General features: G+C 61.0%; 13 protein-coding genes. 4 read left to right on the forward strand and 9 right to left on the reverse strand.

Annotation, left to right across the window (positions count from 1 at the left end; genetic code table 11):
* Positions 1-184 precede the first annotated feature (184 nt).
* The 4 genes from nirB (at position 185) to cobA (ending at position 6,503) form a co-directional block, all read left to right on the forward strand.
* A complete protein-coding gene (nirB, locus tag FFS13_RS00365) occupies positions 185-2,626 on the forward strand; it encodes a nitrite reductase large subunit NirB (protein ID WP_137817146.1) in 2,442 nt (813 codons plus the stop codon).
* Positions 2,627-2,705: 79 nt separating this feature from the next.
* Positions 2,706-3,032, forward strand: coding sequence for a nitrite reductase small subunit NirD (gene nirD, locus FFS13_RS00370; RefSeq protein ID WP_137817147.1), 327 nt, complete (start codon positions 2,706-2,708; stop codon positions 3,030-3,032).
* Positions 3,023-5,755 carry a nitrate reductase gene (locus FFS13_RS00375; protein WP_137817148.1) on the forward strand — a complete coding sequence of 911 codons (2,733 nt, stop codon included), beginning with the start codon at positions 3,023-3,025 and terminating at the stop codon, positions 5,753-5,755. Before nirD ends, FFS13_RS00375 begins: the two co-directional genes overlap by 10 nt.
* Before the next feature lie 10 nt (positions 5,756-5,765).
* Complete coding sequence (cobA, locus tag FFS13_RS00380; RefSeq protein ID WP_137817149.1) at positions 5,766-6,503, forward strand: uroporphyrinogen-III C-methyltransferase; 738 nt, start codon at positions 5,766-5,768, stop codon at positions 6,501-6,503.
* 119 nt (positions 6,504-6,622) lie between these two features.
* Here the strand turns inward: cobA and FFS13_RS00385 are convergent, their stop codons facing one another.
* From FFS13_RS00385 to ppsA, 9 genes are all read right to left on the reverse strand, one after another.
* Positions 6,623-7,591, reverse strand: a complete 969-nt coding sequence (locus tag FFS13_RS00385) for an OmpA family protein (RefSeq protein ID WP_137817150.1) — start codon at positions 7,589-7,591, stop codon at positions 6,623-6,625.
* 108 nt (positions 7,592-7,699) lie between these two features.
* Positions 7,700-8,290, reverse strand: coding sequence for an RNA polymerase sigma factor SigX (gene sigX, locus FFS13_RS00390; protein WP_137817151.1), 591 nt, complete (start codon positions 8,288-8,290; stop codon positions 7,700-7,702).
* Positions 8,291-8,384: 94 nt separating this feature from the next.
* Positions 8,385-9,209, reverse strand: a complete 825-nt coding sequence (locus FFS13_RS00395) for a mechanosensitive ion channel domain-containing protein (RefSeq protein WP_137817152.1) — start codon at positions 9,207-9,209, stop codon at positions 8,385-8,387.
* A 1-nt stretch (position 9,210) separates the two neighbouring features.
* Positions 9,211-9,462, reverse strand: a complete 252-nt coding sequence (locus FFS13_RS00400) for a CrfX protein (RefSeq protein ID WP_371922921.1) — start codon at positions 9,460-9,462, stop codon at positions 9,211-9,213.
* Positions 9,463-9,509: 47 nt separating this feature from the next.
* Positions 9,510-10,505, reverse strand: a complete 996-nt coding sequence (locus tag FFS13_RS00405) for a zinc transporter ZntB (RefSeq protein WP_137817154.1) — start codon at positions 10,503-10,505, stop codon at positions 9,510-9,512.
* A 71-nt stretch (positions 10,506-10,576) separates the two neighbouring features.
* Positions 10,577-11,065: a ribonuclease E activity regulator RraA gene (gene rraA, locus FFS13_RS00410; RefSeq protein ID WP_137817155.1), complete on the reverse strand. Its 489-nt coding sequence runs from the start codon at positions 11,063-11,065 to the stop codon at positions 10,577-10,579.
* A 31-nt stretch (positions 11,066-11,096) separates the two neighbouring features.
* The gene (locus FFS13_RS00415; protein ID WP_137817156.1) at positions 11,097-11,396 is read right to left on the reverse strand and encodes a Rieske (2Fe-2S) protein; all 300 of its coding nucleotides are present in this window, start codon (positions 11,394-11,396) and stop codon (positions 11,097-11,099) included.
* A gap of 307 nt (positions 11,397-11,703) precedes the next feature.
* Positions 11,704-12,675 carry an alpha/beta fold hydrolase gene (locus FFS13_RS00420; RefSeq protein ID WP_137817157.1) on the reverse strand — a complete coding sequence of 324 codons (972 nt, stop codon included), beginning with the start codon at positions 12,673-12,675 and terminating at the stop codon, positions 11,704-11,706.
* Positions 12,676-12,803: 128 nt separating this feature from the next.
* Positions 12,804-15,176 carry a phosphoenolpyruvate synthase gene (ppsA, locus tag FFS13_RS00425; protein ID WP_137817158.1) on the reverse strand — a complete coding sequence of 791 codons (2,373 nt, stop codon included), beginning with the start codon at positions 15,174-15,176 and terminating at the stop codon, positions 12,804-12,806.
* Positions 15,177-15,493: the final 317 nt, after the last annotated feature.

Genomic DNA, 15,493 nt, shown 5'->3' on the forward strand with positions numbered 1-15,493 from the left:
GCCATTTGGAAAATTGGCACGGCATCTGCTTTAGACAACCCAACAATACATAAGAGTGCAGCCCTCAGCGTGGAGAGCGGCACTTCCCGGCAGATCGGGACAAGGACAAAGGCGTCCTCGCTAGGTAACTGGCGGGACGCCTTTTTTGTTTTCCGACTTTCGGTATCCGTGACGGAGAGGAACCATGAAAAAACTCAAACTGGTAATGGTCGGCAATGGCATGGCCGGGGTAAGGACCCTGGAGGAGCTGCTCAAGCTCGCCCCCGATCTCTACGACATCACCGTCTTCGGTGCCGAACCGCACCCGAACTACAACCGCATCCTGCTCTCCCCGGTACTGGCCGGGGAGCAGAAGTTCGAAGAGATCGTGCTCAACGACCTGAACTGGTACAGCGAAAACGGCATCCAGTTGATGCTCAACCGCAAGGTGGTGCAGATCGACCGGATCAAGCGCCGGGTGATCGCCGATGACGGCAGCGAAGCCGAGTACGACCGCCTGCTGATCGCCACCGGCTCCAACCCCTTCGTGCTGCCGATCCCTGGTAACAAGCTCGAGGGCGTGATCGGCTACCGCGACATCGCCGACACCCAGGCGATGATCGACACCGCGCAGACCCACAGCCACGCGGTGGTGATCGGCGGCGGCCTGCTCGGCCTGGAGGCCGCCAACGGCCTCAAACTGCGCGGCATGGATGTAACCGTGGTGCATCTCGGCGACTGGCTGATGGAACGCCAGCTCGACCCCACCGCCGGCAAACTGCTGCAAACCGCCCTGGAAGCCCGCGGCCTGAAGTTCAAGCTGCCCAAGCACACCGCGGAACTGATCGGCAATGAAGACGGCCGCGTCTGCGCCGTGCGCTTCGCCGACGACGAAGTGATTCCGGCGGATCTGGTGGTGATGGCAGCCGGCATCCGGCCCAACAGCGAGTTGGCGGAGAAGTCCGGTATCCCCTGCAACCGCGGGATTCTGGTCAACGACACCATGCAGACCTTTGATCCGCGCATCTACTCGGTCGGCGAATGCGCCAACCACCGCGGCATCGCCTACGGCCTGGTGGCGCCCCTGTTCGAACAGGCCAAGGTCTGCGCCAACCATCTGGCCCAGCTGGGCTTCGCCCGCTATCAAGGTTCGGTGACCTCGACCAAGCTGAAAGTCACCGGCATCGACCTGTTCTCCGCCGGCGAGTTCATGGGCGCCGAGGGCACCGAGACCATCACCCTCTCCGACCCCATCGGCGGCGTGTACAAGAAGCTGGTAATCAAGGACGACATCCTGGTCGGCGCCTGCCTCTACGGCGATACCGCCGACGGCGGCTGGTACTTCCGCCAAGTGCGCGAGAACCACAACGTCGCGCAAATCCGCGACCACCTGATGTTCGGCGAAAACGCCATCGGCGACGTCGGCCACCAGGGCCAGGACAAGACCGCGAGCATGCCCGACAGCGCGGAGATCTGCGGTTGCAACGGCGTGTGCAAGGGCACCATCGTCAAGGCGATCCAGGAAAACGGCCTGTTCAGCGTCGACGAGGTGAAGAAGCACACCAAGGCCGCCAGCTCCTGCGGCTCCTGCGCCGGCCTGGTCGAGCAGATCCTGATCAGCACCGTCGGCGGCGCCGCCGATGTGAAGCCCAAGAGCGAGAAGGCCATCTGCGGCTGCAGCGATCTCAACCATGGGCAGATCCGCGCGGCGATCCGCGAGCAGCACCTGATCAGCATCGCCGACACCCTGCGCGCGCTGCACTGGACCACCCCGAACGGCTGCGCCACCTGCCGCCCGGCGCTGAACTACTACCTGCTCTCGACCTGGCCGGGCGAAGCCAAGGACGACCCGCAGTCGCGGCTGATCAACGAACGCGCCCACGCCAATATCCAGAAGGACGGCACCTACTCGGTGGTCCCGCGGATGTGGGGCGGCGTGACCAACCCGTCCGAGCTGCGGCGCATCGCCGACGTGGCGGACAAGTACAACGTGCCCATGGTCAAGGTCACCGGCGGCCAGCGCATCGACCTGCTGGGAATCAAGAAGGAAGACCTGCCGGCCGTCTGGAAAGAACTGGACATGCCCTCCGGCCACGCCTACGGCAAATCCATCCGCACCGTGAAGACCTGCGTCGGCAGCGAGTTCTGCCGCTTCGGCACACAGAATTCGACCCAGTTGGGCATCGATCTGGAGCACGACCTGTTCAACATGTGGTCGCCGCACAAGGTCAAGCTCGCGGTCTCCGGCTGCCCGCGCAACTGCGCCGAGGCCGGGATCAAGGACGTCGGCGTGATCGGCGTCGACTCCGGCTGGGAGATGTATATCGGCGGCAACGGCGGGATCAAGACCGAGGTCGCGGAGTTCTTCGTCAAGGTGAAAACCGCCGATGAGGTGCGCGAATACAACGGCGCCTTCCTCCAGCTGTATCGTGAGGAAGCCTTCTACCTCGAACGCACCGTGCATTACCTGCAACGGGTCGGCATGGACTACATCAAGCAAGCCGTGGTCGAGGACGCCGCGAATCGCCAGGCGCTGAATGCACGTCTGCAGTTCTCGCTGTCCTTCGAGCAAGACCCGTGGAAAGAGCGGATCGAGCAGCCGCAATTGAAGAAAGAGTTCGACCGCATTCCGGTAGCAGCCATCTAACGCCGAACACCTGTAGGAGCGAGCACTGCTCGCCCCTACGAGGCGCCCCAAGCGTCTCGAACGAATTGAGGAGAGTTTTATGAATTGGTTAGATATCTGCGCCCTGGAAGAGATCAACGTGCTCGGCTCGCGCATAGTCGCCGGACCGAAAGGCGATATCGCCATCTTCCGCGCCGCCGACGATGAGGTCTTCGCCCTCGACGACCGCTGCCCGCACAAGGGCGGCCCGCTGTCCCAGGGCTTGATCTACGGCAAGCGCGTGGCCTGCCCGCTGCATAACTGGCAGATCGATCTGGAAAACGGCGAAGCCCTGGCCCCGGATATCGGTTGCGCCCACAAACATGCGGCCAAGGTCGAGAACGGTCGTGTGTTTCTGGCGCTGAAGGAAGCAGCGCCATGCGTCTAAATACTGAAACTCAAGTCACCGCATCCACCTGCTGCTACTGCGGCGTCGGCTGCGGCGTGCTGATCGAGCACGACGGTGAGCGTGTGCTGGGGGTAAGCGGCGACCCAGCCCACCCCGCCAACCTCGGCAAACTCTGCAGCAAAGGCGCGACCCTGCACCTGACCGGCGACCTGGCTGCCCGCGCGCAGCACCCGGAACTGCGCCTGGGTAAAGCCCTGGCCCGTTCGCGCACTAACTGGGATTCGGCGCTGGATCACGCGGCCAAGGTATTTGCCGAGACCATCCGCGAACACGGCCCGGACAGCGTGGCCTTCTATGTCTCCGGTCAGTTGCTGACCGAGGACTACTACGCCTTCAACAAGCTCGCCCGCGCCTTGGTCGGCACCAACAACATCGACAGCAACTCGCGGCTGTGCATGTCCTCCGCCGTGGTTGGTTACAAGCGCAGCCTCGGCGCCGATGCGCCACCCTGCAACTACGAAGACCTCGAGCAGAGCGATTGCGTGCTGATCGTCGGCAGCAATATGGCCTTCGCGCATCCCGTGCTCTTTCGCCGCTTGGAAGAAGCCAAGGCCAAGCGCCCGGACATGCAGGTCATAGTGGTCGACCCGCGACGCACCGACACCTGCGAGCTGGCCGACCTGCACCTGGCGATTCAGCCGGGCACCGACGTCGCGCTGTTCCACGGCCTCCTGCATATCCTGATGTGGGAAGGCTGGCTCGACCGGCGCTTTATCGATGCGCACACCGAAGGCTTCGAGGCCCTGAAGACCCTGGTGCGCGACTACAGCCCGCAGATGGTCAGCGAGCTGTGCGGCATCAGCCAGGAGAACCTGCAAGCCTGCGCCAAGCTCATCGGCCAGGCGCCGAGCTTTCTCTCGCTGTGGTGCATGGGGCTGAACCAATCGAGCGCCGGCAGCGCGAAAAATAGCGCGCTGATCAACCTACACCTGGCCACCGGGCAGATCGGCCGCCCGGGTGCCGGCCCCTTCTCGCTCACCGGCCAGCCCAACGCCATGGGCGGCCGCGAAACCGGCAGCCTGGCCAACCTGCTGCCCGGCCACCGCGAGGCGGCGAATGCCGAACACCGCGCCGAAGTGGCCAGCGCCTGGGGCGTCGATGCCCTGCCGGAAAGCCCCGGCCTGACCGCCATCGAACTCTTCGATGCGGTGCATGCCGGCAAGATCAAGGCCCTGTGGATCGCCTGCACCAACCCGGCCCAATCGCTGCCGGATCAGACCAAGATTCACCAAGCGCTGAGCGCCTGCCCCTTCGTGGTGGTGCAGGAAGCCTTCTTCACCACCGAGACCTGCCGCTTCGCCGACCTGCTGCTGCCCGCCGCCAGCTGGGGCGAGAAGGAAGGCACGGTAACTAATTCCGAACGGCGGGTTTCCCATGTCCGCCGTGCCGTGCCAGCGCCCGCAGAGGCGCGGCCGGATTGGGCGATCACCGTGGATTTCGCCCGCCGCCTGGAACACCTGCTACGCCCCGGCCTGCCCAGCCTGTTTGCCTTCGACAGCCCGCAAGCGCTGTTCGATGAGTACAAGACACTGACTGCCCAGCGCGACCTGGACCTTTCCGGCCTCAGCTACGCGATTCTGGATGACCAAGGTCCGCAGCAATGGCCCTTTCCGGCCGGTGCTAGCGCTGGCACCCCACGCCTCTACGGCAACGGGATTTTCCCCAGCGCGTCCGGACGCGCGAGCTTTATCGCCGAGCCCTATCGCGCGCCGAAAGAAAAACGTGATGCGCGCTTCCCCCTGACCCTGAACACCGGCCGCCTGCGCGACCAGTGGCACGGCATGAGCCGCACCGGCACGGCCGCGCAACTCTTCGGTCATGTCGAGGCCGCCGTGCTCAGCCTGCACCCCGACGAACTGCGGCGCCGGCGCCTGCAAGCCGGCGATCTGGTGAAACTGAAAAGCCGCCGTGGCAGCCTGATTCTGCCGGTGCAGAGCGATGAAGGCGTGCGCTCCGGTCAGGCGTTCTTACCGATGCACTGGGGTGATCGCTTTCTCAAGGGGCTGGGCTGCAACGTGCTGACCCTACCGGCGTTCGATCCGCTGTCGAAACAGCCGGAGCTGAAACACGCCGGCGTCGAGGTGCAAAAGGTCGAGTTGCCCTGGCAACTGTTCGCCCTGGTCGAAGGCGAGGTGCAAACCCGCTTCGAGGCTTTGCGCCCGCTGTGTGAAAGCTTCGACTACGCCAGCCTCGGCCTGGCCGGCCGCGAGCGCCCAGCCCTGCTGATTCGTGCGGCAGCCACCGAGGCCCCCGCCCCCGAACTGCTGGCCCAGATCGATCGCCTACTCGGGCTGCATGAAGGCCCGGTGCTCGCCTATGACGATCCGCGGCGGGCGGTCGGCAAGCGCGTACGCATCGAGCAAGGCCGCATCACGGCGATCCGCCTGGCCGGCGAAACTGCCGCGCGCGACTGGCTCAAGGGCCTCTGGCTGAGCGGTGAAACCGACGCCGACCTGCGCCGCTGGCTGCTGGCACCGATCAGCACGCCGCCCGGCAGTGCCGGCGCCAGCACCGTCGGCAACAAAACCCTGTGCAACTGCATGAATGTCAGCGAAGCCGCGGTCTGCGCCGGCATCGCTCGCGGGCTGGACTTGCAAGAGCTGAAACAAACCTTGGGTTGCGGCACTCAGTGCGGCTCCTGCGTCCCGGAAATCAAACGGCTACTGGCGGCACAAGCCCTGCCAGTGGCGGTGAATCAGTGAGGTGCTGACGATGAGTGGAAAAGTCTGGCTGGTGGGTGCAGGCCCTGGTGACCCGGAACTGCTGACACTTAAAGCTGTGCGGGCGCTGCATGAAGCGCACATCGTGATGATCGACGATCTGGTCAATCCCGCCGTGCTTGAACACTGCCCAGCTGCGCGGATAGTCCCAGTGGGTAAACGCGGCGGCTGCCGCTCGACCCCCCAGGAATTCATTCATCGACTGATGCTGCGCTACGCCCGTCAGGGTAAATGCGTGGTGCGCCTCAAAGGTGGCGATCCGTGCATCTTCGGTCGTGGCGGCGAAGAAGCCGAGTGGCTGAGCGCCCGTGGTGTAGAGGTTGAGCTGGTCAATGGCATCACCGCCGGTCTGGCCGGTGCGACCAACTGCGGCATCCCGCTGACGTTACGCGGCGTCAGCCGTGGCGTGACGCTGGTCACCGCTCACACCCAGGACGACAGCAGCCTCAACTGGCAGGCGCTGGCCCAAAGCGGCAGCACTCTGGTGGTCTACATGGGCGTGGCCAAGCTCGGCGAGATCCGTGACAGCCTGCTGGCCAGCGGTATGTCGGCAAATATGCCGGTCGCCATGATCGAAAACGCCTCATTGCCGCAGCAACGCGAATGCCGCAGCTCCCTCGGCGAGATGCAGCAGGACGCGCTGGCCTTCCAGCTGAAAAGCCCGGCGATTCTGGTGATCGGCGAAGTGGCCGCCAGCGCACAAGCCTTGCCTCTGGCTGCCAGCGCCTAGCCGTTAGCCCTGTGGAGTAAGGCCTTGCTCCGCGTTCGAGCTGGCTTTCTTCAGGCACAGAAAATTTTAAGCAAAGAAAAACCCGGCCGGAGCCGGGTTTTTCTTTGGAGCTAAACCCATTACTTGGCTTGAGCTTCCACTTCAGCTTCTACGCGACGGTTAACCGCGCGACCAGCGTCGGTAGCGTTATCCGCAACCGGCTTGGACTCGCCGTAACCGACCGCGTTAACACGCTCGCCGCCGACACCGTACTGGTTAACCAGCACGTCACGCACGGCGCTTGCACGACGCTCGGACAGCTTCTGGTTGTAAGCGTCAGTACCGACGGAATCGGTGTGACCTTCAACAGTGGTGGCAGTGGCTGGGTACTGGTTCATGAAGTCGGCCAGGTTCTTGATGTCGCCGTAGCTTTCTTCTTTGACTTTCGACTTGTCGAAATCGAATTTCACGTCCAGCTCAACGCGGACCAGTTCCATCGGCTCTTCAGCAGCAGCAACCGGCTCAGCAACTGGAGCAGGAGCAGCTTCTACGACCTCAGCAGCAGGCTTGGAGCCGCCACCAAAGTTCATGCCGATACCGACGCTTGGAGCCCACTCGGTGTCGCCCTGGTCGATGTTGTACTGAGCTTCAACGCCAGCACGGGCGTAGAAGTTCTCGGTGAAGTAGAGCTTGGCACCGCCGCCAACGTTGGCGAAAGTGGAGCCGTTACGACCGCTGCGGCCGGTTTGACCGATGCTCTGGTCCGAGAAACCTGCGGAGACGTACGGACGCAGCATGTCGCCTGGGTTGTTGAGGTGGTACAGAGCATCCAGGGCAGTGTTCGAGCCCTTGATGTTACGACCGTCTTCGCCACGAGCGTTGTGCACTTCGTCGTAGCCCAGACGCAATTCAACGTCGTCGGTCAGGAAGTAGCCAATCGAGCCGCCGAACAGGTTGCCGTTGTTTTTGAAGTCACGAGCGCTGTCGAACTGCTCCTTCTTGGCGAAGCCCTCAACCTCGACCGCACCTTGGCCTTGGGCCAGCGCTTGAAGAGAGGCGGAAGCGATCAGCGAGCCAATGACAACGCCTAAGGTGTTCTTGAATTTCATCCGTAAATCCCTATCTTGGTGGTCAGTAAGTTGTCTGACAAACGCAAGACAACTCAGCCGGCGATTCTAACAGAACTCACCCGCACAGGTTGGAGGTATTTCAGCCAACTAAGTTTCGGTAACGCCCGAAAATTTTTCACGCAAGCGGTCAAGAGCGCGTTTATAACGCATTTTCGTCGCACTAAGCCCCATGTGCATGATGTCGGCTATTTCCTGGAACTCTAATTCTGCGACAAATCGTAGCACCAGAATTTCACGATCAATCGGGTTCACATGCACCAGCCAGCGGTCCAGTCCGCCGGGCTCGGGAAGGGCTGGAGCCTTTTCCTCCGACGCTTCCTCCAATGGATCCAAACTCAGTGCATCCATTAAGCGGCGCTTTCTGCGCTCTTTCCGGTACTGCGTGATGCACTCGTTATAAGTGATGCTATATAGCCAGGTCTTGAACTTTGACTTGCCTTCGAAGTTCTTTAAACCATAGAGAACCTTGAGCATGACCTCTTGACATACATCATCTGCATCGCGGTCGTTGCCCAGATAACGAGCACAGACGTTAAACAGCGTGCGCTGATAGCGGCGCATGAGTTCTTCATAGGCACGGGTGATATGAAACAACTCGACGTGCGCACGCGCCACCAACTCTTCGTCAGAGAGTTCGCGGGGGTCGTAACGCGAAGATAGCGATTGGGCTTTGTTCAAAACGAGTCGGGCCGACAGTCAGGTGAATAGCCGCCACCGCCCAGAGTCTCAGGCGTCTTACATATGGCGGCATACATTAGCAGGGATTGGCGCGTTAGCGACTGCTCACCCGTTGTTCGAGAAGAATACGGTTGGCCACCGACACCAACTCGCCCTCGTCGGTCAGCAGCGTAGTCTTGACCGTGCCAATTTCCTCGATCTGCCCTTCGACATCACCAACCTGAATCTGTTGCCCAACCTGGTACAACTCGCGCACATAAATACCGGCAAGGATCTGCCCGGCGATGTCGCGGCTGCCCAGACCCAAGGCCAAGGCCACAGCCAGGCCAACGGAAATCAGCACGATGGCGATCACGTTGTTCAGCAGGTCGGTCTTCACTTCCAATTGGCCGATGGCTACCGAGATGCTGATGATGATGACCAAGCCCTGGGCGATGCGTCCCAGGCCGCTGGCATAGTCCAGCCCCACCCCTTCGGCGGCACCGCGCACCAGGCCACTGACCAACTGCGCCAAGAGTACGCCAGCGAGCAGCACCAGAGCCGCGCCAAAGACCTTTGGCAGATACAAGGCGAGCACATCGAGGGTCGCCGAGACCCGCTCCAGGCCCAACGACTCAGCCGCCGAAACCAAGAAGATCAGCAAGACAAACCAATAGACGATCTTGCCGATCAAGGTCGAGACCGGCACTTGAATGCCTGCCCGGCTTAACAGCTTGGTCAAACCTGTACCGGCCATCAGTCGGTCCAGACCGACTTTACCCAGCAGCTTGGAGAGCAAGGTGTCGAGCAATTTGGCTACGACGAAACCCAGCAGCACCAAAATCAACGCGACAAACAGGTTCGGGATGAAGCCGGCGACCTTAGTCCACAGGGCTGTCATCGCGCTCACCAGGCTTTGGGTCCAGGGGTCGAGTTCCATTTCAATCAGCCTTATTAAGAGAGCGAGCGGAAGAAGTACGGCGAGATACCGGCGCGACATGAGCCGAGCCGTTACTCAGGGCGATCATCAGCGCTTCGAGCCAATGCCCCATCAGGCTGAACAGATCGCCAGCACCGACTTGGCGGTTAGCAGTCTTCAGTACACGCCCCAGGCAAGCATCATCATCATGGTTGGTCGATGAAGACTTGAGCAGGTCACGCAGGGATTCTTCGAATGGATCGTGCATGCGCACCTCACGGGATCTGTCGGCTAGACGAGGCGAATACACGACAAGTCACATCAAACCCAGCGCAGACGGCGAAAAAGCAACCACTGAGCGAGAGCCACGCCAGCCGACATCAGGCAGGCAACCAGAAAGCCATACGGGCTCTCCGAGCCGGGAATACCGCCGACATTGATCCCCAGCAAGCCGGTCAAGAAAGTCATCGGCAGAAAGACCCCGGTGATAATCCCGAAGCGGTACATGATGCGGCTCATCCGCTCACTTATCCGCCGATGCTCGGACTCGAGCACCAGGCCGACCCGTTCACGAATCAACTCCAGCTCCTCCAGATAGCGCGTCAAACGGTTGTTCAACTCGTTCCAGTAGTCACTCTCGCCATCGGCAAACCAGGGCAATTTGTTGTGCGTCAACTGACCGTAGATATCGCGCTGTGGGGCCAGGAAACGCCGCAAACCAGCGGCACGACGGCGGATGTGCAACATCTGGCCATGTTCCGGCGTATAACGCTCATCGGCATCCACCCGCTCTTCCTGGGCATCGACTTGTTCGGAGAGCTCGCCGACCAGACCATCGACCTTACCGGTCAGGTGCTGCGCCAAGTACAGAATCAGCCCGGACGAAGTCTTCGGACCGCCTCCCTCCTCCAGCTCGGCAAGCAATTCATCGGTCGCGCGCAGCGGTCGCAAGCGCAGTGAAATGACCCGCTGAGGAGAAGCAAAGATGCGTACCGAAACCATGTCCTCCGGCTCGGCACCCGGATTGAGATTGACGCCACGCAGGAACAGTAGGAGCTCGTCATTCGGCAACGGCAGTAGCCGCGGCCGGGTGTTCTCCTCCAGCAACAGGTCACAACTGAACTCATTCAGCCCGCTGGAGTTGCGCAACCAGGTATGAGTCTGTGGATGACTGCGATCCCAATGCAGCCAGAGGCTTTGCTCTGGTGTGAGTTCAAGCTCATCCAACTGATTACGCGCAATCGGCTGCGCGCCCCCTTTACCGTCCAGAACGAAGGCATGCACCAGCCCCCATTGCGCGTTGCCTTCCTCGTGCATCCCTACTCCTTCACTGGCTGTCGATTGCTCGCGCGCTTAGAAAAAACCCGACTTGCGCCGGGTTTAAAACCTCAAGCCGGCATCTCCAACGGCTTGGGCGAGAGAATAATGCCGTTGTTGTCGGCATACACATACTCACCTGGGCGGAAGGTCACGCCACCGAAAGTCACCGGCACGTTCAGATCGCCGATACCGCGCTTTTCGGTCTTCATCGGATGGCTGGCCAGCGCCTGTACCCCCAGCTCGGTCTGCGCGATGACATCGACGTCACGGATGCACCCATAGACCACCAGACCCTCCCAACCGTTCTTCGCCGCCTTCTCGGCTAGCATGTCGCCGAGCAGGGCGCGACGCAGCGAACCGCCACCATCGACGACCAACACCTTGCCTTTGCCATCGAGCTCGACCTGATCCTTGACCAGGGAGTTGTCCTCGAAACACTTGATGGTGACGATCTCGCCGCCAAAGGAGTCGCGTCCGCCGAAATTGCTGAACATCGGCTCAACCACCTGCACCAGTTCCGGGTAGGCATCGCACAGATCGGGAGTGATGTATTGCATGGAAAAACTCCTATGAGTGAGAAAAGCAGAGTCAGAGATCGACGCCAATGCGGTCGCCATCGTAGACCAGCGTCAGCCGGGTCAGTCCCGCGCAATGGGCATTCAGCGCCTGCCCGGTAAACAGATCGAATTCGGAACCATGCCGCGCGCAGCGCAGCACCCTACCGAGCACCGTGGCGTTGTGCAAGGGCGCACCCTGGTGCGGACAACGATTCTCCAGTAGCACCGGCTGCTGCTCTACCACCAGCAATAGAAGGCTGCGCCCGCCGACCTGAAAGGTCCGTCGATAGCCTTCTTCTAGATTCAACAGCCGTTCGAGAGCAACGAACATGATACCTCCCGTGACAGGGTAATCCCCATACCGTCTTGGCGTTTCATTTTAGCTTTCTGCCGGCAACGACGGAACGCCTCAGCCACCGCAGACCAAACAGAGCGGTGTCGCCGCAGATCTGGGTAGCACCGAAGGAGAGACGAACTTGATTCGGCAAGTGCCGGAGGTGGACATCCTGGTCAACCACCTAGGATTTTCGAGCAAAGACTTTTTTCGGGATTCCAGACGAGGACTGGCTGCATTTCTTCAAAATCAATGTGTTGAGCGGCGTACACCTGGCTCGGCACTACGCCACCCAATCGACTTATTAGTTCTGCCTGAGCCCTGCGGGCAGCTGCAACCGATGCAGCCAATGCTCGACCAGCGGCCAAACTTCGCGCTGCGCGTGCTTGCTAACCAGCATCTCGACATGCCCGTAATCATCGGCAAAACCGTTTTTCTTGCCGAGGCAGACGAACTCGCGAGTTTGCGAGCCGAACTGCTCCAGCAATTTGCGACAGGCCCAAGCCGGATCCTGCAGATCCCCCACGGCGCCAACGGCCAACAACGGCACCCGCACCTCCGCCAGTCCGGCCCACCAATCGCGCTCGCTGTCGCCGAAACGACCGAACAGACCATGCCAGCGCAAACTTTCCAGCGCCAGACCGATGGGTTCGTCTTCCGGGCCGCGCCTGAGCCGTGAGCCTGACAGCGCGGCGAAACGCTTGAGCAGCAAACGCCCACCCCACTCCACTGGCGGCACTTTCAGCGGCCAGTAGACGCGGCTGATCTGGCTACCGAACAAGGCTGCCGAGGCGACCTCATCCTCACCCAGGTAGTGTCCACCGAGCGCTGCCGCCAAGGTGATGCCGCCGAGGGAGTGACCAATCCAGTGCGGGCTCTGCGCCGTCTGCTCGCGGACGAAAGCCGCGATAGCCGGCAGGTCATGACGCACATAATCCGCCACCCGATTCTGTCGATAGTTCAGGTTACGCGGCGACAAACCGTGGCCACGCATCTCGGCGATCCACACGTCAAAACCAACCCGCGCCAGATAGGGACCGAGGCCAATGCCCTTCGGCGAGTACCAGAAACGTCGGTTGGAGAAACTGCCATGCAGCAGAATCACCGGCACACCACGCTTCGCCCCCTGGCCCGACTGGCCCAGGCGGGTCAACGCCAGTTCGACGCTGAAATCGCTGCTGTTACCCGGCTTCAGACGATAGACGTCTTCGCTCAGATCGCCACGCAGCTCTGCGCTCATCAGCGCGACGGGAAAAAGTTCACTGCTACTTTGCATGCGGTTACTTGCACAAAAAAGGGCGGAATTATGTCCGCCCTTTTTATAGGTGGTTAGAGAAGCGCCGATTCAAGCAGCGCCGGTGCGAAGCAGCTCAGAACGAGTCGATCCGCACTTAACTAAAGCCATCAGGCCGGTTGACCTTCCGCCAGGAAGAACCAGGTTTCCAGCACGGAGTCCGGGTTCAACGAGACGCTTTCGATGCCCTGCTCCATCAACCACCTGGCCAGATCCGGATGATCCGACGGGCCCTGACCACAGATGCCGATGTATTTCCCGGCCTTGTTACAGGCCTGGATGGCATTGGAGAGCAGCTTCTTAACCGCCGGATTACGCTCGTCAAACAGGTGAGCGACAATCCCCGAGTCACGATCCAGGCCCAGGGTCAGCTGAGTCAGATCGTTAGAACCGATGGAGAAGCCATCGAAGAACTCGAGAAACTCTTCGGCCAGAATCGCGTTAGACGGCAGCTCGCACATCATGATGACTTTCAGGCCGTTCTGGCCCCGCGCCAGGCCGTTTTGAGCTAGCAGATCAACGACTTGGCTCGCCTCGCCGAGTGTCCGCACGAACGGCACCATGATCTCGACGTTGGTCAGGCCCATTTCGTTGCGGACCCTCTTCAGCGCGCGGCATTCCAGCTCGAAACAATCACGGAAGGATTCGCTGATGTAGCGCGAAGCGCCGCGAAAGCCCAGCATCGGGTTCTCTTCTTCCGGCTCGTAGAGCTTGCCGCCGATCAGGTTGGCGTATTCGTTGGACTTGAAGTCCGACAGCCGCACTATGACCTTCTTCGGCCAGAACGCCGCGGCCAGGGTGCTGATGCCCTCAACCAGCTTCTCGACGTAGAAGCCAACCGGATCGTCGTAACCCGCGATGCGCTTCTCGACGCTGTCCTTGATCTCCGCCGGCAGGCTGGCAAAGTTCAACAGCGCTTTTGGGTGCACGCCGATCATGCGGTTGATGATGAATTCCAAGCGTGCCAGACCCACGCCGGCGTTCGGCAACTGGGCGAAGTCGAAAGCGCGATCCGGATTGCCGACGTTCATCATGATCTTGAACGGCAGCTCGGGCATCGCATCGACGGAGTTCTTGCGGATATCGAAGCCCAACTCACCTTCGAAGATAAAGCCGGTGTCGCCTTCGGCACAGGACACGGTAACGCCCTGGCCATCCTGCAACACCTGGGTGGCGTTGCCGCAACCGACTACGGCCGGAATTCCCAATTCACGGGCGATGATCGCCGCGTGACAGGTACGCCCGCCACGGTTGGTGACGATAGCGCTGGCGCGCTTCATGATCGGTTCCCAATCCGGGTCGGTCATGTCGGAAACCAGTACGTCGCCCGGCTGAACCTTGTCCATCTCGGCAATATCGTTGATCACCCGCACCTTGCCGGCGCCGATTTTCTGGCCGATGGCACGACCTTCGACCAGGACAACTCCGGTTTCTTTGAGCAGGTAACGCTCCATCACATTGGCGCTGGAGCGGCTCTTCACGGTCTCAGGACGGGCCTGGACTATGTACAGCTTGCCGTCGTCGCCGTCTTTGGCCCACTCGATGTCCATCGGCCGCTGGTAGTGCTTCTCGATGATCAGTGCCTGCTTGGCCAACTCGGTGACCTCGGCATCGCTCAAGCAGAAGCGCGAGCGCTCGGCATGATCGACATCCACCACCTTGACCGACTTGCCGGCCTTAGCTTCGTCGCCGTAGATCATCTTGATCGCTTTGCTACCCAGGTTGCGGCGCAGGATCGCAGGGCGACCAGCCTCCAGGGTCTGCTTGTGGACGTAGAACTCGTCCGGGTTGACTGCGCCTTGCACCACGGTTTCACCCAGGCCATAGGCGCCGGTGATAAACACCACATCGCGAAAGCCCGATTCGGTGTCCAGGGTAAACAGCACCCCGGCGGTGCCAGTTTCCGAACGAACCATGCGCTGCACGCCGGCGGACAGGGCGACCAGTTTGTGGTCGAAGCCCTGGTGCACGCGGTAAGCGATGGCGCGGTCGTTAAATAGAGAGGCGAACACTTCCTTCGCCGCGCGGATCACGTTGTCCACGCCGCGAATATTCAGGAAAGTTTCTTGCTGGCCGGCGAAAGAGGCATCCGGCAAGTCTTCCGCGGTCGCCGAGGAACGCACGGCCACGGCCATATTCGGGTTGCCGGCCGACATCTCGGCGAAAGCCGTACGGATTTCGGCGTTCAAGCGCTCGGGGAACTCGGCGTCCATCACCCACTGACGGATTTGCGCGCCGGTTTTCACCAGGGCGTTGACGTCGTCCACATCCAGCGCGTCGAGGGCGGCGTGGATACGCTCGTTCAGACCGCTCTGCTCGAGGAAGTCACGGTAGGCCTGGGCGGTAGTGGCGAAACCACCGGGCACCGACACACCGGCGCCCGCGAGGTTGCTGATCATCTCGCCCAGGGATGCGTTCTTGCCCCCCACATGCTCCACATCATGGACGCCGAGCTTATCGAGGGAAACTACGTACTCTACCAAGGTGATCTCTCCACTAACTGTGTTGGACAAGCTCAGGCGCGGGAAAAGCTCAGGCGGAGCGACTCCGCGTGATTGTGGCCTGGCCCTGGAAAATAAGTAACAATGCCAACCGGCATGGGCCCAATCAAAGGGGGCCTATGATAGCCAAGAATCGTCCCCAACTTAAGAACCTATTTAATACCTGCTGCACTTGGTGATGCTGCGTTGAAAACAGGCTCGGACTGCTCATTTACAGCTTGTAAACTCCGCGTCCTCGCCTGTTTCCGCCTTGCCTGACCTGCGCTCGCGACGGTATTGAAATAGGTTCGAGGCCTTCG

Origin of the sequence: Pseudomonas sp. 2FG (genome assembly GCF_005502935.1) — a bacterium.
Classification (GTDB): domain Bacteria; phylum Pseudomonadota; class Gammaproteobacteria; order Pseudomonadales; family Pseudomonadaceae; genus Aquipseudomonas.